This is a genomic window from Enterobacter cloacae complex sp. 397G4, assembly GCF_050031515.1.
Classification (GTDB): Bacteria; Pseudomonadota; Gammaproteobacteria; order Enterobacterales; family Enterobacteriaceae; genus Enterobacter; species Enterobacter hormaechei_C.
The window spans coordinates 4,031,516-4,052,051 of record NZ_JBLGWE010000001.1 but is presented as its reverse complement, the minus strand read 5'-3'; the positions used below and the strand labels follow the sequence as shown (position 1 = coordinate 4,052,051).

Genomic DNA, 20,536 nt, shown 5'->3' with positions numbered 1-20,536 from the left:
ATGGCTATGCAATCATTTTAAATAGCATTAATGATGGCATATCAAATAATCCTTGCATATTCAAAAGGCATAATATGTTTCTCTTTATTGGCATCAAGATAATCCGCCCACCATTGCAACATTAATCGGCGTTGTATAATATGTTTTGCTTTATGAGTATAAGCAGCCCGAACATTATTTTGTTCTTTATGGCTCATTTGTCTTTCAATAGCATCCTCAGTCCATATACCCGACTCAACCAGACTACTACAAGCCATTGTACGGAAGCCATGTCCGCAAATTTGAGTTTGAGTGTTATAGCCCATAAGACGCAATGCCTTATTAACCGTATTTTCGCTCATGGGTTTGCGATAATCATGACAACCGATGAATATCAACCCTTCACCATTACTAATGTCATAACTAATCTCTTTTAGCTCTTTCAATATTTCAATAGCCTGAAGGCTTAACGGCACATAATGAGGTATCCGCATTTTAGAGCCTCGCTCAGAAAATCTAACATTATCGATCTCATCTCTTTCCGGTGGAATAACCCATAAAGCATTTTTAAAGTCGATTTCCGACCATCTGGCAAATCGTAGTTCACTTGACCGGATGAATACAAGCATAGTGAGCTTCAAAGCTAATACAGTTAGTCTACGGCCTTTATAGGAATCTATACGACTTAAAAGATCAGGTATCTGTTCAAGTTCAAGCGCCGGGTAATGCGTTCTTTTAGGTGTGATTAGCGTACCGCCAAGTTCATTAGCGGGATTATGATTAATCATATCTTCTTGAACAGCATAACGCATGATAGCTGTAATACGTTGTTTCAGGCGTGAAGCCGTTTCGTGCTGCCCTTTGCCCTCAATTTTGCGAAGCGGCAGCAACAGATCGCGCGTAGTCAACTTGGTAATATCTTTTGAGCCGATAGCAGGGAAAAGATGATTGATGAGGCTGTTTAAAATCCGTTCACTATGCTGAGGTATCCAGCGCTCACTGACAGACATTTTTTTGTGCCAGTCCCGCGCCACAGCCTCAAACGTAAAATCTCCGCGCTCCTCAGCTTTTACAGCCTTTTTTTGCTGCAACGGGTCAACACCATTAGCTAATAGAGATTTCATCGCTAAGAGGCTTGTACGAGCTTCTGAGAGCGAAACAGAAGGGTAGGTGCCAATTGAGAAGACTTTTTGCTTACCATCGAAGCGATAAGCAGCTTGCCAGTATTTGGAACCATTCGGATGCACCAGCAGATACAGCCCCTTTCCATCCGATAGCTTGATCTGCTTGTCGGAAGGCTTGGCGTTTTTTACAGCAATATCAGTTAAGCGCATAGCAAGCCTCCTGTGCAAATGTTGGTAAAAATCCCATCGAACTGAGATTACCAACATTTTTACCAACAAATAGGAGGCGCTGCCAGTAGATTTTAGCGGACAGTAGTAGACAACCAGAGGGGGGTAACTTGTTGACTTTATAAAGCAAAACGGACGTCAGTAGACGTCCGTTTATTGAATAGTGGTGCCCGGACTCGGAATCGAACCAAGGACACGGGGATTTTCAATCCCTTTGAAACTGCTTATGAACTGCTTTTTTCAACTTTTGAGAAAGGGCTTTTTGGCTGGATTGCCTTGCAAAAGACACACATTCTCACCAATGTATTATGATTAAATCGTTTATAAAGAAATCAATCTAACCCTGCCAGAATCCTACCATGTGATATCTATCATAGATCACCCTACTTTGGGTAATGACTCCAACTTATTGATAGTGTTTTATGTTCAGATAATGCCCGATGACTTTGTCATGCAGCTCCACCGATTTTGAGAACGACAGCGACTTCCGTCCCAGCCGTGCCAGGTGCTGCCTCAGATTCAGGTTATGCCGCTCAATTCGCTGCGTATATCGCTTGCTGATTACGTGCAGCTTTCCCTTCAGGCGGGATTCATACAGCGGCCAGCCATCCGTCATCCATATCACCACGTCAAAAGGTGACAGCAGGCTCATAAGACGCCCCAGCGTCGCCATAGTGCGTTCACCGAATACGTGCGCAACAACCGTCTTCCGGAGCCTGTCATACGCGTAAAACAGCCAGCGCTGACGCGATTTAGCCCCGACATAGCCCCACTGTTCGTCCATTTCCGCGCAGACGATGACGTCACTGCCCGGCTGTATGCGCGAGGTTACCGACTGCGGCCTGAGTTTTTTAAGTGACGTAAAATCGTGTTGAGGCCAACGCCCATAATGCGGGCGGTTGCCCGGCATCCAACGCCATTCATGGCCATATCAATGATTTTCTGGTGCGTACCGGGTTGAGAAGCGGTGTAAGTGAACTGCAGTTGCCATGTTTTACGGCAGTGAGAGCAGAGATAGCGCTGATGTCCGGCAGTGCTTTTGCCGTTACGCACCACCCCGTCAGTAGCTGAACAGGAGGGACAGCTGATAGAAACAGAAGCCACTGGAGCACCTCAAAAACACCATCATACACTAAATCAGTAAGTTGGTAGTATCACCAAGCCCTCATAAGGTGCTAAACTCCCGCAATTTAAGATTGCTCTTATCACCATGAAGTTTAAGCGATGTATCAGATGGATATGAACTTATCAACTATTTACAAGAACCAAGCATTACGGTACTGCATGGTAGGCGGCATGAATACCCTCGTTACAGCCTTCGTGATTATTACTCTCACGGCGCTTGGTTGCGGCCTATACCTTTCTAATTTGTTTGGATATGTTGTGGGTATCTTAGTTAGTTACGCCCTCAATACATATTTCACCTTTTCCTCACGACCTACGCTGCGAAGATTAACAAAGTTCATATTTTGCTGCGCATACTGTTATCTTATTAACATAATAGCCATGAGGCTTGCCATAGGAATAGGTATGGAAAACAAATATATCATCCAGTTGATAGGGATGTTTTTTTACACCGCATCAGGTTTTTTTATAAATAAACTTTGGGTAATGAAATAATGAATGCGCCAGTTCTTTCAATAGTCGTGCCTTGCTATAACGAGCAGGAGGTTTTTAATCTTTGCCTATCTGAGTTATCTTCGCGCTTAGAAGAAATGATAGAAAATAATAAAATTGCAAGAACAAGTGATATTGTTTTCGTTGATGACGGAAGCAAAGATGACACTTGGGCTTTAATTGAAAAAGCATCTATTTCTAGCCATCATGTCAAGGGCGTTAAGCTATCTAGAAATAAAGGCCATCAGACAGCATTAATGGCAGGCCTTTCCTCATGCACTAAATCTGATATCACAGTAAGTATCGACGCAGATCTTCAAGATGATACATCTGTAATTGAGAAAATGGTTGATACCTATCATTCTGGCAGTGACATTGTATATGGCGTTAGGAATGACAGAACTTCAGACAGTTTATTTAAGAAAATCACCGCTGAGACTTTCTATAAAGTGATGACAAAACTTGGTGTAAATCAGGTAGAAAATCATGCTGACTTCAGATTGCTAAGCCGTAGAGCACTTGATTCACTTTTGCAGTACAAAGAGCAGAATCTATATATTCGAGGCCTTATACCTCTTATTGGATATCCTAGTGACAAAGTTTACTACTCACGACACGAACGAGTTGCTGGTGAGTCAAAATATCCCCTAAGAAAGATGCTTGCCTTAGCTCTTGAGGGGATAACATCTTTTTCCGTGACCCCACTAAGAATTGTCACTGCACTCGGTTTTATAATATCAATATTTTCTACAGTCGGCGTTTTCTATACATTAATGCAGTATTTCTTGGGGCATACAGTAAGTGGCTGGGCGTCGATGATCTTGGCAATTCTTTTTATTGGTGGGGTTCAGATGCTTTGCCTTGGCATTATTGGTGAGTACGTAGGCAAGATTTATATGGAAAGCAAGAAAAGACCTAAGTTTTTCATCGAAAAATCAACACATCAGTAAGGTTAAAAAAATGACATCTAAATTCAGACCTTTCCCTTTTTTCTTTGCTGTGCTTGGCATGGTTCTTTTATCATTATTAACATATAATATTAACAACTCTAGATTTACTGATTGGGATGAAAGTAGACACATAGTTAGCGCCTTGCAAATGTTACAAAGCGGTAATTATATAGTTAACAAGTGGGGTGCTGCAGTAGATATGTGGAATCTCAAGCCTCCTGTCAGTTTTTGGTCTCTAGTAATTACGTCAAAAATTTTTGGCATTTCACTTATTACAATGAGAATTCCATCTATTTTATCAGGAATGTTATTGTTTGCCATTTGCGCATATTCTTTAAATAAAAGATATAATTTTATAGCATCCTTGTGTTTCATGCTGTTGTTTATATCTTGCTCTAAGCTAATAACATTCCACTCATTTCGCTCTGCTGATCCTGATGCGATTTATTTGCTATTCATTGTATTATCAGTAGTTATTTTATCTTTTAATTGCAAAACTAGAAATATAGCATTTGCCGCATTTTTAGTATCTTTAGCATTTTTAACTAAAAGCTGGCATGCTTTGTCAATTGGTTTTGCTTTTATTACAGCATACTTTTATCAGGTTAAAGATAGAAATCTGAACTTTAAATCTTTTATCTTTCCAATCATTTGTGTGTCAATTCCAGTTATTCTTTGGCTTATTGCAAGATATCAATATGATAAGTTCGATTTTATCATAAAGATGATTGATTATGATTTACTTCATCGTTCTTCTGTTCAAATAGAAGGTCACATAACCTCCAAATGGTATTATCTTGATATCCTTTATGAAAATCACTTTTTATTGCTGATCGCATTTGTATCATCACTTGCAATTTCAATTTTATCTAATGGAGTAAAAAGCACATTCAGTTATGATGTAAATATTATTCTTATTTCGATCTTAACCTTATTTGCATTCTTCACTCTGGCACAAACGAGGCTTCCATGGTATGGCTATCCACATACTTTGTTAATGTGTTATGCAACAGCTATACTTATCGGAAAATCCAAACATTCATGGGTTCTTGTGGTGCTTGTCATTCTTCCAGGTTCAATCATCCAATTAAACTCTATATATAGAGAAATATCTACTTACCGTCTACCTGATATGTATTATCAACTATCTATGATTAATAAAGATGGAAAAGGGGCGATTTACACCCCCCAAAATATATCACAATCTGAAAGAGCTGCATTAATGGTTTATGGTGGATTTAGCCAAGAACAGATAAAAATATCAGGGCATGATAGTGGTTATTATTTACTCAAGCGAAGCAATGATACTTTTGACGGCCCCAAAGATAAATGCATGTTAATTTCGCGTGGGAATGAATTTAATATTCACACTTGCAAAGATTAATCATAATATTCCGCTCCATGTTAACATGTGAGCGGAATATCAACCAAATAACATCGAAAATCACACAGTAATAAATATATAATTTATTATAAATTAAACACTCCATTCCATTTAGATAAAAAATAAGAAACCGATGTTGCGTTTTTAACATTGAGTTAAGGAAGGTGCGAATAAGCGGGGAAATTCTTCTCGGCTGACTCAGTCATTTCATTTCTTCATGTTTGAGCCGATTTTTTCTCCCGTAAATGCCTTGAATCAGCCTATTTAGACCGTTTCTTCGCCATTTAAGGCGTTATCCCCAGTTTTTAGTGAGATCTCTCCCACTGACGTATCATTTGGTCCGCCCGAAACAGGTTGGCCAGCGTGAATAACATCGCCAGTTGGTTATCGTTTTTCAGCAACCCCTTGTATCTGGCTTTCACGAAGCCGAACTGTCGCTTGATGATGCGAAATGGGTGCTCCACCTTGGCCCGGATGCTGGCTTTCATGTATTCGATGTTGATGGCCGTTTTGTTCTTGCGTGGATGCTGTTTCAAGGTTCTTACCTTGCCGGGGCGCTCGGCGATCAGCCAGTCCACATCCACCTCGGCCAGCTCCTCGCGCTGTGGCGCCCCTTAGTAGCCGGCATCGGCTGAGACAAATTGCTCCTCTCCATGCAGCAGATTACCCAGCTGATTGAGGTCATGCTCGTTGGCCGCGGTGGTGACTAGGCTGTGGGTCAGGCCACTCTTGGCATCGACACCAATGTGGGCCTTCATGCCAAAGTGCCACTGATTGCCTTTCTTGGTCTGATGCATCTCCGGATCGCGTTGCTGCTCTTTGTTCTTGGTCGAGCTGGGTGCCTCAATGATGGTGGCATCGACCAAGGTGCCTTGAGTCATCATGACGCCTGCTTCGGCCAGCCAGCGATTGATGGTCTTGAACAATTGGCGGGCCAGTTGATGCTGCTCCAGCAGGTGGCGGAAATTCATGATGGTGGTGCGGTCCGGCAAGGCGCTATCCAGGGATAACCGGGCAAACAGACGCATGGAGGCGATTTCGTACAGGGCATCTTCCATGGCACCGTCGCTCAGGTTGTACCAATGCTGCATGCAGTGAATACGCAGCATGGTCTCCAGCGGATAGGGCCGTCGGCCATTGCCCGCCTTGGGATAAAACGGCTTGATGACAGCGGTCATATTCTGCCATGGCAGAATCTGCTCCATGCGGGAGAGGAAAATCTCTTTTCGGGTCTGACGGCGCTTAGTGCTGAATTCACTATCGGCGAAGGTGAGTTGATGACTCATGATGTCCCTCTGGGATGCGCTCCGGATGAATATGATGATCTCATATCAGGAACTTGTTCGCACCTTCCCTAATAGTTAGAGGTTTTGACCTGCCCTCCGTTGATTAAGGGCAGCGTTGAATTTGCTTGTTGAACTCACAGTTCAGGTCCGACACTTAGGTTTAGTAGTCCAATATGTTTAATTACTACGGATAAACCATTTTATGATGGCGTGGAGGACGGGGGATTCTAGTAACGGTAAGAAGTGAAAGGGCAAGAAGAGCTTGTTCCAGGTGGACGGACTGGTGAAGATCCCCATGTGGAGAGGGTTGCCGCCAGGTATCCCCGCTTGCTATTGGGGATTTTCCCATCTTATTCCCCGCGACAAAATCACGTTAAGACCAGCGGATTAAGGCGAAATGATAATTCCCCCGTTTCCCCCGTGTTTTCTACTTCACTATGAATGATTTGAGAGAAAGGAACCGTAGAGGACCGTAGAAAGACCGTAGCTGTGTGGTTAGAAAAAGGTATATCAGAGGATGTTGAGGTGTCTAAATGTAACGAACATCTGCAAAAATGGTGAAAAATCCAGCAAGAAAATAACGTGTTGCAACGACCAGAAATCTACCGTAGCTAAGAAAGGAAAAAGCCCCGCTTTTCAGCGAGGCCTTATGAATATTGGTGCCCGGACTCGGAATCGAACCAAGGACACGGGGATTTTCAATCCCCTGCTCTACCGACTGAGCTATCCGGGCAACGGGGCGCATTAAACCCGATCCTCCCTCCGGCGTCAACGAAATTTGTTGCTTTCGGTGCAGACTGCACACTCTCTCACCATTTCGTCGCAAACTTAAGCGAAAAAGCGCGTCCAGAGCGCGGAAAGCGGCATCGCGAGCAGCAGGGCAGGGAGCATGTTCACCACTGCAAACATCTTAATGCCACAGATGCGCAGCCCTGTCGCCAGCAGCAACAGGCCGCCGACGGCGGTAAAGTCTGCCATCATCGCTGGCGTTGTCAGCGGCAGGATCAGCGTGGCGCAGGTGGCCAGCGCCAGCTGAATAAGCAACATCGGCACACAAATCGCGGCGACGGCGATGCCGAGGGTGGTGGCAAAAATGGTGGCAGTAAAGAAATCCAGAAACGCTTTCGCAATCAATATGCTGGGATCGCCGGTCATCCCTTCCTGCATCGAACCGAATATCCCCGTGCCGCTGGCGCAGAACAGAATAATGATCGCAACGTAGTTCTGAATAAACGACTCGTGCGTGCCGTGCTTTGCCTTGCCCGGACGGACAATCAGATTTTTGGCTTTGCCTACCGCGTGATTAATGCCTTTTTCCAGATAGCAAAACTCGCCGATGAGCGCGCCGAGCAGCGTCGCCAGTACCATCACCGGCAGGTTGGCGCATTTCACCACTAAAAGGATACCAATCCCTAACGACGCCAGGCCAAAAATAGAAGGCATGGAGACGCGAATACGCTCCGGCAGGCGCTGACTTAATACTGCCCCAAGTACACCGCCCAGCAATACGGCTCCCGCATTGATAAAGGGTCCAATTACCACGTTTAACTCCTGTTATTTAAGCACTGGCATTGCATGATTATGGCACGTTCGTCCCAGATTACGCTTAGCTTTGGGAGGCGTAACGCATACTGATTCCTTCTTGCACCTGAAAATAAAAGGTGACATGATTGCGCGAATTTTCTCCTTCCTGTCTCACCGTTCGGTGAGGGTATTTGCGCCTATGAAAACCATGAAAATTGCCGTCAGCCGTGAGCTGGTATCCAAAGTTTCTACGCATCGCGAAAAAGTTATGCTGGATAACACCGATTTCACCGATGTGGCGGCAGTCGTCATTACGGTTGTTGAAAGCTACAGCGGCATTCTCGCATTGCTGAAGCGTACGGGCTTTCAGTTACCGGTATTTTTGTTCTCAACAGAGCCAGGAGAGGTGCCAGAGGGTGTCACGGCGATCATCTCGGGTAAAGCACAGGAATTGCTGGAACTGGAATCTGCCGCCTGCCGGTATGAAGAGAACCTGCTGCCACCCTTTTTTGACACCCTGAGCCAGTATGTGGCGATGGGAAACAGCACCTTTGCCTGTCCGGGTCACCAGCACGGTGCCTTTTTCAAAAAACACCCGGCGGGGCGGCAGTTCTATGATTTCTTCGGTGAGAACGTTTTTCGCGCCGACATGTGCAACGCCGACGTTAAGCTGGGCGATCTGCTGATCCACGAAGGCTCCGCCAAGCACGCGCAAAAGTTCGCGGCGAAAGTGTTCAACGCGGATAAAACCTACTTCGTGCTGAACGGCACGTCGGCGGCCAATAAAGTGGTGACCAACGCGCTGCTGACCCGTGGCGATCTGGTGCTGTTCGATCGTAACAACCACAAGTCCAACCATCATGGAGCGCTGATCCAGGCCGGGGCAACGCCTGTCTATCTTGAGGCAGCCCGTAATCCGTTTGGTTTTATCGGCGGGATTGATGAGCACTGCTTTGATGAGGCCTGGCTGCGGGAACTGATCCGTGACGTCGCGCCGCAGAAAGCCGCCGAGGCGCGCCCGTTCCGTCTGGCGATCATTCAGCTCGGCACCTACGATGGCACGATCTACAACGCCCGTCAGGTGATCGACAAGATCGGTCACCTTTGCGACTACATCCTCTTTGACTCCGCCTGGGTCGGCTACGAGCAGTTTATCCCGATGATGGCGGAAACGTCTCCGCTTCTGCTGGAACTGAACGAGAACGATCCGGGAATTTTCGTGACCCAGTCGGTCCACAAGCAGCAGGCCGGGTTCTCGCAAACGTCGCAGATCCATAAAAAGGATAACCATATTCGCGGTCAGTCGCGCTTCTGCCCGCACAAGCGGTTGAACAATGCGTTCATGCTGCATGCCTCCACCAGCCCGTTTTACCCGCTGTTTGCTGCGCTGGACGTGAACGCCAAGATCCACGAGGGCGAGAGCGGACGCAGGCTGTGGGCGGAGTGCGTCGAGCTGGGCATTGAAGCACGCAAGGCCATCATCGCCAACTGCAATATGATCAAACCGTTTATCCCGCCGGTGGTGGCGGGGCGGCCATGGCAGGATCACCCCACACAGGCTATCGCCAGCGAGCGTCGCTTCTTTAGTTTTGAACCGGGTGCAAAATGGCACGGTTTTGAAGGCTATGCCCGCGAGCAGTATTTCGTCGATCCGTGCAAGCTGCTGCTGACCACGCCGGGCATTGATGCTGAAACAGGTCACTATACCGATTTCGGCATTCCGGCGACCATTCTCGCCCACTACCTGCGCGAGAACGGCATTGTGCCGGAGAAGTGCGATCTCAACTCCATCCTGTTCCTGCTGACGCCAGCCGAGAGCGCGGAGAAGCTAATGCAGCTGGTGGCAATGCTGGGGCAGTTTGAACAGCATATTGAAGACGATACGCCGCTCGCGGATGTGCTTCCGACCATCTGTCAGAAATACCCGGTGCGTTACCGCGACTACACGATCCGTCAGCTGTGCCAGGAGATGCACGATCTCTACGTCAGCTTTAACGTGAAGGATTTACAGAAGGCGATGTTCCGTCAGGAGAGCCTGCCTGCCGTGGTGATGAACCCGCAGGATGCCAACCAGGAGTACATTCGCGGGAACGTCGAACTGGTGCATATTCGTGACGCCGAAGGACGCATTGCCGCCGAAGGTGCGCTGCCATACCCGCCGGGCGTGCTGTGCGTGGTGCCGGGGGAAGTCTGGGGTGGAGCAGTACAGCGCTACTTCCTGGCGCTGGAAGAGGGCATTAATATGCTGCCGGGTTTCTCGCCAGAGTTGCAGGGCGTTTACAGCGAGAAAGATGCGGACGGGATTAAGCGGCTGTATGGATACGTATTGAATGTCTGAACGTAGGCCGGGTAAGCGTTAGCGCCACCCGGCCAGTTGCCCGGTGGCGCAAGCTTACCGGGCCTACAATACTGCGTCAGGCTTCTGCGCGGCGGTACATCCTTCTCGGATGCCCAATCTTCCCGTACAGCATCTCCACCGTCAGAAAACCCACCTCCACGCAGTGTTCCAGATAGCGCCGGGTGGTGGTTTTACTCAGGCCCGTCTCACTCACCACCTCATCCACCGTAAAACAGTGCGCCGCCTTGTTGTTAAACAGCATTTGCACCCGCGCCAGCGTGTTCTCCTCTATCCCTTTGCTGCCGTTGTCCAGGCGATAGTTTTTCGCCTGCAATTGATAGAGTGAATCTACGTTCTGCTGGTCGACGATCTTCCAGACGCGCTGCTGTTCGGCAAACTGCACAAAACGTTCCAGCGACTGGCTCAGGCGCTTCCAGGAAACCGGCTTGAGGATGTAGTCGAACGCGCCGTTACGAATTGCCTGGCTACAGGTGTCCATATCGCTGGCGGCGGTGATGAAAATCACCGAGCAGTTGGCGCGGGTGAGCATCGGGTTGCTGATAAGGGTGATGCCTTTGCCGTCCGGCAGGTAGTTATCCAGCAGCATCAGCTTCGGCTGTTTGCTCTCCAGTTGTACCTGCGCGTCGGCCAGCGACGCGGCAATCCCCACCAGCCTCAGGCGCGGATGTTTACCGATAAGCTCCGCGTGCAGTTGCGCCAGTTCGTTCTCGTCTTCAACAATCAGTACGTCGATAAGTTCATGTTGCATAGTCGGTATCTTCCAGTTCCTGTACGGGGTGCCGGGCCGTTCCCGTTGCGGGAATAAACAGTGAGAAAATGGCACCGCGTGGGGTGTTATCGGCAACTTCAATTGCACCGCCAGCCTGTGTGACATAGCTTTCAATCAGATACAGGCCAATACCATGATCGCCGCGCGTTTTGGTGGTGATGCCGCGCTCAAAGATCCGGTCGCGTATCTCCGGTGTGATGCCGACGCCCTGGTCGGCGACTTCAATAATCAGTTCCTGCTCGTTCAGCTTTATCAGCACGTCCACCGGGGCATGCGGGAGCGGTGCACGCTGGGTCGCTTCAATGGCGTTATCCAGCAAGTTCCCGATGATCGAGATAAGTTCCGATTCGAGCAGCGGCAGGAACGGTTTATCCACCCGGCAGGCCGGGTCGAAACTCAGCTCAACGCCTTTTTCACGCGCGCGGGCGGCCTTTCCAAGCAGCAAACCACACAGCGTCGGAGAGCTAAAGCGGGACGAGATAAAGTCCAGCAGCTCCTGAGCGTGTTCCGACTGCGCCTGTATGTAGCGAATCGCTTCGTCATAACGGCCCATATGCAGCAGGCCGGACAGCGTAGTCATGCGGTTCAGCTGTTCATGGCGCATGATGCGCAGGTTATCAACGTAGCGCTTCACCTGGCTGAGCTGGGCGCTGAGCGAGTCGATCTCGTTGCGATCGCGAAAGGTGATCACCCAGCCCTGCAACGCATCTTCCAGCATGATCCGCACCCGGCTGGCAATGACCGTGAGATCGTTAAAGCGACAGATCTCATCGTGGGTGTCTTTCGCAAGCATGGTTTGCGCGTTGAAGAACGGGACGGGCGCGATCACCTGGCTGATGAGCTGACCCCGCAGTTCGCGGGCGGGCTGGCGTAAGCCTAATAATTTACGCGCCGCCTGGTTAATCACCTCAATGCGAAGATCGTCGTCGATGGCAATCACCCCTTCATAAATGGATTCCATCATCGCCTTTTGCTGGCGCACCAGCAGGCCGATTTCGCGCGGCTCCAGAGAGAATATCTGCTTCTTGATGCTGCGGGTGAAGAACCAGGAGAAAATAAACAGGGCGATAAGCAGCAGCACGGCGGCAATCAGGATATTAACCACCTTGTTGACGGTGATGGTGTCCAGATAGCTCGTGAGATAGCCTACCGAAACAATCCCCACCACCTGCCCGGCATCATTAAAAATGGGCGCTTTGCTGCGCAGCGAAATGCCTAACCCGCCCTTGCGGATGGTGATGGTGCTTTTGCCGTGTAATACCTCGTCGTTATCTCCGCCAACCAGCGTTTTGCCTACCCGGTCGGCAAACACGGAGTGGAAAAGATGCAGCCCCTTATTGTCACCAATCACAATAAAACTGGCGTCGCTGCGGGCGGCTATTTTCTGCATAAAGTCATGGATACCCAGGATATCCTTTTGTTCGACTTCTTTTCGCAGGGTAGGAATAAGCGCAATTTCTTCGGCCTGTATTTTTGCGCGCGCGCTCATTTCCTGATAAAGCTGCCTGCCGACATCGACATAATAATATCCGCCCAGTAATGCGAACAGCACTGAGAAAAAGGCGACCAGCGAAATAAACAGCTTGATCTGAAACGATACTTTCATAACTATCACGCGAGATATCAACAGGTCGGCTGAATATATCATCTTTTAAGGCCAGGATGCCCGCTTTGCCGAAAACTTGTGATCCCTTGCACAGCGCAGCCTGTAAAAGATTTTTCCGAAAGTCTCATCCTCTTAAGGTTAAATGAATAAATGTTATTTCTTTGTTCAGTTAAGAAAAGAAACCATAAAAACCACGGCAATAAATAAGGCGTAAATCACATTAAATAAAAGAAACCATTAAAACCATAGCGTCCATTAAAACTTCGCTTTTAATATGCCATCCCTCACATAAAGTAAGCCTTTGTGACTCTAAGCTGAACGCACAAAATAACTAAGGGGCTTATTATGAGCACAACTGACGATTCATTCTCTGTTACCCACGACCCGATTGATATTCAGCGGCCATCGCTCAAAGAGCGCTGGTGGCATATTATGGATACCTGGAAAATCGGCATTATTCCTCTGCCGCTGTTCGTTCTGGCGGGCGCGCTGATTGCGATTGATTGCCTGGGCGGAAAACTGCCGAGCGACATTGTGGTCATGGTGGCCACGCTGGCCTTCTTCGGCTTTGCCTGCGGTGAGTTCGGCAAACGCCTGCCGATTGTCGGCAAGCTCGGTGCGGCGGCAATTTGCGCCACCTTTATCCCTTCCGCGCTGGTCTATTACGGCCTGCTGCCGGACGTGGTGGTTGAGTCCACGACCAAATTCTATAAATCCACCAATATTCTCTACCTCTATATCTGCTGCATTATCGTCGGCAGCATCATGAGTATGAACCGCACCGTGCTGATCCAGGGCTTCCTGCGCATCTTCTTCCCGATGCTGTGCGGTGAAATCGTCGGCATGATTGTCGGCATGGGTGTTGGGCTGGCGCTGGGCCTCGAGCCGTTCCAGATCTTCTTCTTTATCATTCTGCCGATCATGGCGGGCGGCGTCGGGGAAGGGGCGATCCCGCTCTCTATCGGCTATGCCACCCTGCTGCATATGGATCAGGGCGTGGCGCTCGGCCGCGTGCTGCCGATGGTGATGCTCGGCGGCCTGACGGCGATCATTATCTCCGGCTGCCTCAACCAGCTCGGTAAACGCTACCCGCACCTGACCGGTGAAGGCCAGCTGATGCCGAATCGCGCCAACGCTGATGCCACTGTTTCCCAACCTGCGTTCTCCGGCAAAGCGGACGTGACGACCATCGCCTCGGGCGCGCTGCTGGCGGTGCTGCTGTACATGCTGGGCATGCTCGGTCACAAGCTGATTGGTCTGCCAGCGCCGGTGGGCATGTTGTTTATGGCGGTGCTGGTGAAGCTCTGCAACGGCGCCTCTCCGCGTCTGCTGGAGGGTTCCCAGGTGGTGTACAAATTCTTCCAGACCTCCGTGACCTACCCAATCCTCTTCGCTGTCGGCGTGGCGATTACCCCATGGCATGAACTGGTGGCGGCGTTCACCGTCAGCAACCTGCTGGTGATTGTCAGCACCGTTTCCGCGCTGGTGGCGACCGGATTCTTCGTTGGCAAAAAGATTGGTATGCACCCGATTGATGTCGCCATCGTCTCCTGCTGTCAGAGCGGGCAGGGTGGCACCGGTGACGTGGCGATCCTGACCGCAGGCAACCGCATGAGCCTGATGCCATTCGCCCAGATTGCTACCCGTATCGGCGGCGCGATTAACGTCTCTGTCTCACTGCTGATTCTGGGCAACTTCCTCGTTTAAGTTTTCAGGAAAGAACAATGAAACTCGCAAGCTTTTTATACCAGGGAAAACGCAGCTACGGCATCGTACAGGCCGAAGGCGTGATTGATTTGGGCCGCCGCCTGGGCGACCGCTATGGCGACCTTAAAGCGCTGTTGCAGGGGAACGGGCTGGCGCAGGCCACCCGTTTTCTGAACGACGCGGTGGATGTACCGCTGAACGCCATCATCTTCTTACCGGTGATTGTCCAGCCGGAAAAAATCCTCTGCGTGGGCATGAACTATGCCGACAAGCGCAAGGAGTTTGACCAGCACAACCCGGCCCCGACGCTGTTTGTCCGCTTCCCGGATTCACAGACCGGCCACAACGAGCCGGTGCTGAAGCCGCGCCACTCCAGCGAGTTCGACTACGAAGGCGAGCTGGCGGTGATCATCGGCAAAGGCGGGGAGAACATCAGCCGCGACGACGCCCTGCGCCACGTGGCGGGCTACAGCTGTTACATGGACGGCTCCGCCCGCGACTGGCAGCACACCTGGTTCACCGCCGGGAAAAACTGGCGGCAGACCGGAGCGTTCGGCCCGTGGATGGCGACGGCGGATGAGATCCCGGACCCGCACAGCCTGGCGATCCGCACCTGGCTGAACGGCCGCATGGTGCAGGAGGACAACACCAGCAGCATGATCCACAAGGTGGCGGAACTGATCGAGTACATCAGCACCTTCACCCGTCTCAGCCCGGGCGACGTGATCATCACCGGCTCGCCTGGCGGCGTGGGTAAAAAGCGCAACCCGCCGCTGTTTATGAAGGAGGGGGATCGCATTGAGGTGGAGATCGAGCATATCGGTCATCTGAGCAACGTGATCGTGGAAGCGCCAGCCGTCGGGCTCGCGGCAGCGCACTGAGTAAGGCGGCAGCATGCAATCGCAACCCATTGATTTTCGGCACACCGTTGTGGCGAAACACCCAGAACGCTTAAGCCAGATCCGCTACCTGCTGGCAGACAGCGGCCTTGGCCTGGACAACGACATCACGCTGTTTGTCGAAGCCTGGTCCGGCGCGCAGCTGGTGGGTTGCGCCGGGCTGGCTGCCAACGTCATCAAATGCGTGGCGGTCAACGAGCAGCTTCGTGGGGAAAACCTCAGCGCGCGTCTGCTTGCAGAGGTGGAAAACGCGGCGCTGGAGCGCGGCCATTTTCACCTCTTCCTCTGCACCCGTCCGTGCAATAAGGAGCGCTTTGGCCGCAGCGGTTTCTGGCCGATTGCCCAGAGCGGGAACAACGCGGTGCTAATGGAGAACACTCCGCAGGGGATCGCGCGCTACTGCCGATCCCTGCGCGCGAAGTGCCGGTGTGGGGAAAAAACGGGCGCGATCGTGATGAACGCCAATCCCTTCACCCTCGGCCATCGTCATCTGGTGGAGCAGGCGGCGACGCAGTGCGATGCCCTGCATCTGTTTGTGGTGCGTGAAGACGCCTCGTTCTTCCCGTTCAGCGCGCGCCTCGAGATGGTGCGTGCGGGCGTGGCGCATCTGCCGAACGTGGTGGTGCATGAAGGCTCGCAGTACATCATCTCCCGCGCCACCTTCCCGGCCTACTTCCTGAAGGAGACCGGCAAAGTGCAGCAGGCGTGGAGCGAGATCGACGTGCTGATCTTCCGGGACTATATCGCCCCGGCGCTGGGCATCACACACCGCTTCATCGGCTCGGAGCCGTTCTGCGACATCACGCGGCAGTACAACCAGACGCTGCACGACCTTCTGGCCTCGCATATTGAGGTGGTGGAGATGCCGCGCATCAAGGCCACCGGCAACGCCATTTCGGCCTCGGAAGTGCGCCGTTTACTCAAGACACAGCAGTTTTCCCGGATCCGGGAGATTGTCCCGGACTCCACCTTCGCGCACCTCGAAGCACATTATCGTGCGAGTGCGGAAGTCGCATAACTATCAGGAATTTATCATGAATATTGTAAGGGAGGCGCTGGCCGGAACGCAGGAGTCCAGCGACCTGATGGTGAAAATCGCCCCCGCTCACGGTGAGCTGGAAATTGTCATCCACAGTGAAGTGATTAAGCAGTTTGGCGAGCAGATACGCCAGGTGGTCAACGACACATTGCGCGCCATGAACGTGCACCAGGGATTAATCATTATTGAAGACAAAGGGGCGCTGGACTGTGTGATCCGCGCTCGCCTGCAAAGCGCGCTTCTGCGTGCCGCCGATGAACAGGCCATCAACTGGGGGGCGCTGAAATGAGCAAACTCCGCCGCAGTATGCTGTTCCTGCCAGGCGCCAATGCCGCCATGCTCTCTACCGCCTTTATCTACCGCCCCGACTCCATCATGTTTGACCTTGAGGACGCCGTGGCCCTGCGCGAGAAAGACACCGCACGCATGCTGGTGTTCCACGCGTTGCAGCACCCGATGTATCAGGATATCGAAACCGTGGTGCGCATTAACCCGCTGAACACGCCATTTGGCCTGCTGGATCTGGAGGCCGCCGTGCGCGCGGGCGTGGACGTGATCCGCCTGCCGAAAACCGACACCCCGGACGATATTTACGAGCTGGAAGGCCACCTCGAGCGTATCGAGAAGGAGTGCGGGCGTGATGTGGGTTCCACCCGCGTGATGGCGGCGATTGAATCGGCCATTGGCGTCATCAACGCCGTGGCGATTGCCCGCAGCTCCCCGCGCCTGATCGGCATCGCGCTGGCCGCCTTTGACTACGTGATGGACATGCAGACCGAGCGCGGCGACGGCACCGAGCTGTTCTATGCCCGCTGCGCCGTGCTGCACGCCGCACGCGCCGCCGGTATCGACGCCTTCGACGTGGTGTGGTCCGACGTTAACGACGAAGCCGGGTTCCTGCGCGAGGTCGACCTGATCCGCAAGATGGGCTTCAACGGCAAATCGCTGATTAACCCGCGCCAGATAGACCTGCTGCACAACGCCTACGCCCCGACTCAGGAAGAGGTGGATCACGCCAAAAGGGTGATTGAGGCGGCAGAAGAGGGCGAGCGTAACGGCCTGGGCGTGGTGTCGCTCAACGGCAAAATGGTGGATGCACCGATTATTAACCACGCGCAGGTGGTGCTGGAGCGCGCGGCGGCCTCTGGCGTGCGTCGGTAAGGATGACATAATGAATCAGACAGAACTTCTCCATGTAAATTTCCCCCATCTGCGGGATCTGAAACCCTTTGATACCGCCCACAGCGCGACGCCGTGGCTAGCGGACAGCGAGGCGAAGCACAGCCGCAAGCTCTGCGCCTCTATTGAAGAGGCGGTTAAGCGCAGCGGCTTGCAGGACGGGATGACCATCTCCTTCCACCATGCCTTTCGCGAAGGCGACCGGGTGATCAACACCGTCGTGGCGCTGCTGGCGCGGATGGGCTTCAAAAATCTGACCCTGGCTTCCAGCTCGCTGATGACCTGCAATGACGCGCTGATCGAGCATATCGAGAGTGGCGTCATCACCCGGATTTACACCTCCGGCATGCGCGGCAGGCTGGCGGATGCCATCTCCCACGGGCTAATGGACGAGCCGGTACAAATTCACTCCCACGGCGGGCGCGTGAAGCTGCTCCAGGACGGCGAACTGAGCATCGACGTGGCATTTCTTGGCGTGCCGTGCAGCGATGAGTTTGGCAACGCCAACGGCACGCACGGAAAATCGTGCTGCGGTTCGCTGGGCTACGCCATGGTGGACGCGCACTTTGCCCGTAAGGTGGTGCTGCTGACCGAAGCGCTGGTGCCATTCCCCAATATGCCCGCCAGCCTGGTGCAGGATCAGGTGGACTACATCGTGCAGGTGGAGAGCGTGGGCGACCCGGCGAAAATCAGCGTCGGCGCGGCGCGCGTCACCAGCAACCCGCGCGAGCTGATGATCGCCCGCTATGCGGCGGACGTGATTGAACACTCTGGCTATTTCAAACCGGGCTTCTCGATGCAGACCGGCTCCGGCGCAGCGGCCACCGCCTGCACCCGTTTTATGGAAGAGAAGATGGAGCGCGGCGGCGTGAAGGCGCGCTTCGCCCTTGGCGGCATCACCGGCAGCCTGGTGGATCTGCACGAGAAGGGGCTCATCGAAAAGCTGCTCGACACCCAGTGCTTTGACGGCCAGGCAGCGGCCTCGCTGGCGCGCAACCCGAACCACGTGGAGATCTCCACCAACGTCTACGCCAACCCCGGCAGCAAGGCGGCAAGCTGCGACCAGCTCGACGTGGTGATCCTCAGCGCCCTGGAAATCGACGTCGACTTTAACGTCAATGTCATCACCGGCTCCGATGGCGTGATGCGTGGCGCATCCGGCGGACACTGCGACGTGGCGGCGGCAGCCAACCTGACCATTGTGGTCGCGCCGCTGCTGCGAAGCCGCATCCCGACGGTAGTGAAGCGCGTTACCACCCGCCTCACGCCGGGGGAGAGCATTGACGTGCTGGTCACCGACCACGGTATTGCGGTCAACCCGGCGCGCCCGGAGATCCGCGAACGACTTATGGAAGCAGGGCTGAAGGTTGTAGATATCAACGCGCTGTATGAGCGAGCGATTTCGTTGACAGGCGTACCGAAACCGATTGAGTTCACCGACAAAATCGTCGGGGTGATCCGCTACCGCGACGGCAGCGTGATCGACACCGTTCGACAGGTAAAGGAGGAAGTGTGACTATTGCGACACCCGTGCGGACGGGTGTCAGCCTGGAAGAACTGCTGGCGGCGAAAGAGCGCCGCGCAGCGCGCCAGGCTGACATGCTTGCGCACTATCAACAACCGGTGATCTCCCTCACGCTGGTTACGCCTGGGGAAATCAAAGACAGCCTTCGCTATCGCAACACCATGGGCGTGGCGCTGCAAATGTGCGACCAGCTGCTGTGGGAAAACCGCTGGCAGGTGCTGGACCGTAAGGTGCTGTGGCTACCCACCGGACCTGAAGCCTTGTGGTGCATCGCGCATCCGGCGGCGGAAATTAAGGCGCACTGTGCAGAACTGGAGCAGACGCACCCACTTGGCAGGCTGTGGGATCTGGATGTGATCTGCCCTGAAAACGGCCACGTCGGGCGTCAGTCGCTGGGGGCGAATCTCAGACGCTGCCTGATCTGTGACGAGCCCGCTCATGCCTGTTCCCGTTCGCGCAATCACCCCGCTGAGCAGGTGGTTTCCCGCGTGGAGAAGATGATCGATGACTGGTTTGCTCGCGACTGAACCGCGCCCGGTTGATCTCCCTGCGCTTGCCGCAGAGGCGCTGTGGCAGGAGCTGGAGCTGACGCCAAAACCGGGGCTGGTGGACAGGCTCAATAACGGCTCCCATCGCGATATGGACCATGCCTTGTTTGTCCGCAGCATTATGGCGATTACGCCGTGGTTTGCCCGGTTTGCGGAACTGGGGGAAGCACATGCGGCCAAACCTGCCGATCGGCAGTTGCGGATTCTTCGTCCGATGGGAATGGCCTGCGAGCAGGCAATGTACGCCGCCACGGGCGGGGTAAATACCCACAAGGGCGGGATTTTTGCCCTCGGTTTGCTCTGCTTCGCCGCCGGGCGTGTGAAAAATATCTCTGCGGATAGCCTCTGTTGTGAGGTAAGTAACATCTGTCGTGGGCTGGTGGCGAGGGAGCTGGCCGGGCGCAGCGGGCAGGCAACGGCGGGGGAGCGGCAGTTTCAGCTGTACGGTTTAACCGGCGCGCGTGGCGAGGCAGAAAGCGGCTTTGCCACGGTGCGTAAGGCTTTGGATGCGTGGAACGGTCAGTCGCTTCACGGCCTGCTGTTGCGCCTGATGGCGGTAAATCAGGACAGCAATCTCGTTTCGCGCGGCGGCATTGAGGGGCTGCGCTACGTTCAGGGCTACGCGCGGGAATTACTGGCTAACGGCTGGGACTGCGAGGCGTTGCTGAAGATGGATAAGGCATTGATTGAACGCAATCTGAGCCCGGGCGGCAGCGCGGATTTGCTGTCGGTGGGGTGGGTGCTTTCTGGAATAAAATAGCCGGGTGGCGGCTACGCCTTACCCGGCCTACGGTCTGGTTTTCCAGGCCCGGT

17 protein-coding genes, 1 tRNA gene and 1 pseudogene are annotated in these 20,536 nt (G+C 52.7%); 12 read left to right on the top strand and 7 right to left on the bottom strand.

Annotation, left to right across the window (positions count from 1 at the left end; genetic code table 11):
• Nucleotides 1-41: 41 nt before the first annotated feature.
• Nucleotides 42-1,313, bottom strand: a complete 1,272-nt coding sequence (locus ACQG1Y_RS19530) for a tyrosine-type recombinase/integrase (RefSeq protein ID WP_352475153.1) — start codon at nt 1,311-1,313, stop codon at nt 42-44.
• Nucleotides 1,314-1,737: 424 nt separating this feature from the next.
• A protein-coding gene (locus ACQG1Y_RS19525) for an IS1-like element IS1A family transposase (protein ID WP_103215986.1) occupies nt 1,738-2,435 on the bottom strand; the annotation gives its coding sequence in 2 pieces (ribosomal slippage) (nt 1,738-2,186 and nt 2,186-2,435; 699 coding nt in all).
• Between the two features lie 120 nt (nt 2,436-2,555).
• Here ACQG1Y_RS19525 and ACQG1Y_RS19520 point away from each other — a divergent pair.
• From ACQG1Y_RS19520 to ACQG1Y_RS19510, 3 genes are read left to right on the top strand one after another with little or no spacing between them, the layout of a single operon-like run.
• Entirely contained in the window at nt 2,556-2,951 is a 396-nt protein-coding gene (locus tag ACQG1Y_RS19520; protein ID WP_306792277.1) for a GtrA family protein, read from the top strand.
• Nucleotides 2,951-3,898, top strand: coding sequence for a glycosyltransferase family 2 protein (locus ACQG1Y_RS19515; protein ID WP_032626190.1), 948 nt, complete (start codon nt 2,951-2,953; stop codon nt 3,896-3,898). Before ACQG1Y_RS19520 ends, ACQG1Y_RS19515 begins: the two co-directional genes overlap by 1 nt.
• A 10-nt stretch (nt 3,899-3,908) precedes the next feature.
• Nucleotides 3,909-5,282, top strand: coding sequence for an ArnT family glycosyltransferase (locus ACQG1Y_RS19510; protein WP_071993644.1), 1,374 nt, complete (start codon nt 3,909-3,911; stop codon nt 5,280-5,282).
• Nucleotides 5,283-5,587: 305 nt separating this feature from the next.
• Here ACQG1Y_RS19510 and ACQG1Y_RS19505 read toward each other — a convergent pair.
• From ACQG1Y_RS19505 to ACQG1Y_RS19495, 3 genes and pseudogenes are all read right to left on the bottom strand, one after another.
• Nucleotides 5,588-6,568 (bottom strand): annotated as a pseudogene (locus tag ACQG1Y_RS19505) (IS5-like element IS5 family transposase).
• Nucleotides 6,569-7,225: 657 nt separating this feature from the next.
• Nucleotides 7,226-7,301 (bottom strand) — tRNA-Phe (locus ACQG1Y_RS19500).
• 95 nt (nt 7,302-7,396) lie between these two features.
• A complete protein-coding gene (locus tag ACQG1Y_RS19495; RefSeq protein ID WP_045896923.1) occupies nt 7,397-8,110 on the bottom strand; it encodes a DUF554 domain-containing protein in 714 nt (237 codons plus the stop codon).
• A 181-nt stretch (nt 8,111-8,291) separates the two neighbouring features.
• Here ACQG1Y_RS19495 and ACQG1Y_RS19490 point away from each other — a divergent pair, with 181 nt between their 5' ends.
• Entirely contained in the window at nt 8,292-10,430 is a 2,139-nt protein-coding gene (locus ACQG1Y_RS19490) for an ornithine decarboxylase (RefSeq protein ID WP_045906879.1), read from the top strand.
• A 76-nt stretch (nt 10,431-10,506) separates the two neighbouring features.
• On the opposite strand, the gene ACQG1Y_RS19485 is transcribed toward ACQG1Y_RS19490, so the two are convergent.
• Nucleotides 10,507-11,199 (bottom strand): response regulator, encoded by a 693-nt coding sequence (locus tag ACQG1Y_RS19485; protein WP_015571854.1) that lies wholly within the window; start codon nt 11,197-11,199, stop codon nt 10,507-10,509.
• Nucleotides 11,189-12,826 (bottom strand): ATP-binding protein, encoded by a 1,638-nt coding sequence (locus tag ACQG1Y_RS19480; protein ID WP_017382937.1) that lies wholly within the window; start codon nt 12,824-12,826, stop codon nt 11,189-11,191. The genes ACQG1Y_RS19485 and ACQG1Y_RS19480 overlap by 11 nt, the downstream gene beginning before the upstream one ends.
• Nucleotides 12,827-13,171: 345 nt before the next feature.
• On the opposite strand from ACQG1Y_RS19480, the gene ACQG1Y_RS19475 reads away from it, so the two are divergent.
• Genes ACQG1Y_RS19475 through citG form a run of 8 tightly spaced genes read left to right on the top strand, consistent with a single transcriptional unit; the run spans nt 13,172 to nt 20,483 of the window.
• On the top strand, nt 13,172-14,533 hold the full coding sequence (locus ACQG1Y_RS19475) for a 2-hydroxycarboxylate transporter family protein (protein WP_015571852.1): 1,362 nt from the start codon (nt 13,172-13,174) through the stop codon (nt 14,531-14,533).
• A gap of 17 nt (nt 14,534-14,550) precedes the next feature.
• A complete protein-coding gene (locus ACQG1Y_RS19470) occupies nt 14,551-15,414 on the top strand; it encodes a fumarylacetoacetate hydrolase family protein (RefSeq protein ID WP_368740889.1) in 864 nt (287 codons plus the stop codon).
• A 13-nt stretch (nt 15,415-15,427) separates the two neighbouring features.
• Entirely contained in the window at nt 15,428-16,450 is a 1,023-nt protein-coding gene (gene citC, locus ACQG1Y_RS19465; protein ID WP_196358997.1) for a [citrate (pro-3S)-lyase] ligase, read from the top strand.
• 16 nt (nt 16,451-16,466) lie between these two features.
• Nucleotides 16,467-16,760 carry a citrate lyase acyl carrier protein gene (citD, locus tag ACQG1Y_RS19460; RefSeq protein ID WP_017382935.1) on the top strand — a complete coding sequence of 98 codons (294 nt, stop codon included), beginning with the start codon at nt 16,467-16,469 and terminating at the stop codon, nt 16,758-16,760.
• Complete coding sequence (citE, locus tag ACQG1Y_RS19455) at nt 16,757-17,632, top strand: citrate (pro-3S)-lyase subunit beta (protein ID WP_332993803.1); 876 nt, start codon at nt 16,757-16,759, stop codon at nt 17,630-17,632. Before citD ends, citE begins: the two co-directional genes overlap by 4 nt.
• A gap of 10 nt (nt 17,633-17,642) precedes the next feature.
• Complete coding sequence (gene citF, locus ACQG1Y_RS19450; RefSeq protein WP_023295416.1) at nt 17,643-19,166, top strand: citrate lyase subunit alpha; 1,524 nt, start codon at nt 17,643-17,645, stop codon at nt 19,164-19,166.
• Entirely contained in the window at nt 19,163-19,702 is a 540-nt protein-coding gene (citX, locus tag ACQG1Y_RS19445; RefSeq protein ID WP_047062730.1) for a citrate lyase holo-[acyl-carrier protein] synthase, read from the top strand. Before citF ends, citX begins: the two co-directional genes overlap by 4 nt.
• A complete protein-coding gene (gene citG / locus ACQG1Y_RS19440; protein ID WP_032654999.1) occupies nt 19,680-20,483 on the top strand; it encodes a triphosphoribosyl-dephospho-CoA synthase CitG in 804 nt (267 codons plus the stop codon). The genes citX and citG overlap by 23 nt, the downstream gene beginning before the upstream one ends.
• Nucleotides 20,484-20,536 lie beyond the last annotated feature (53 nt).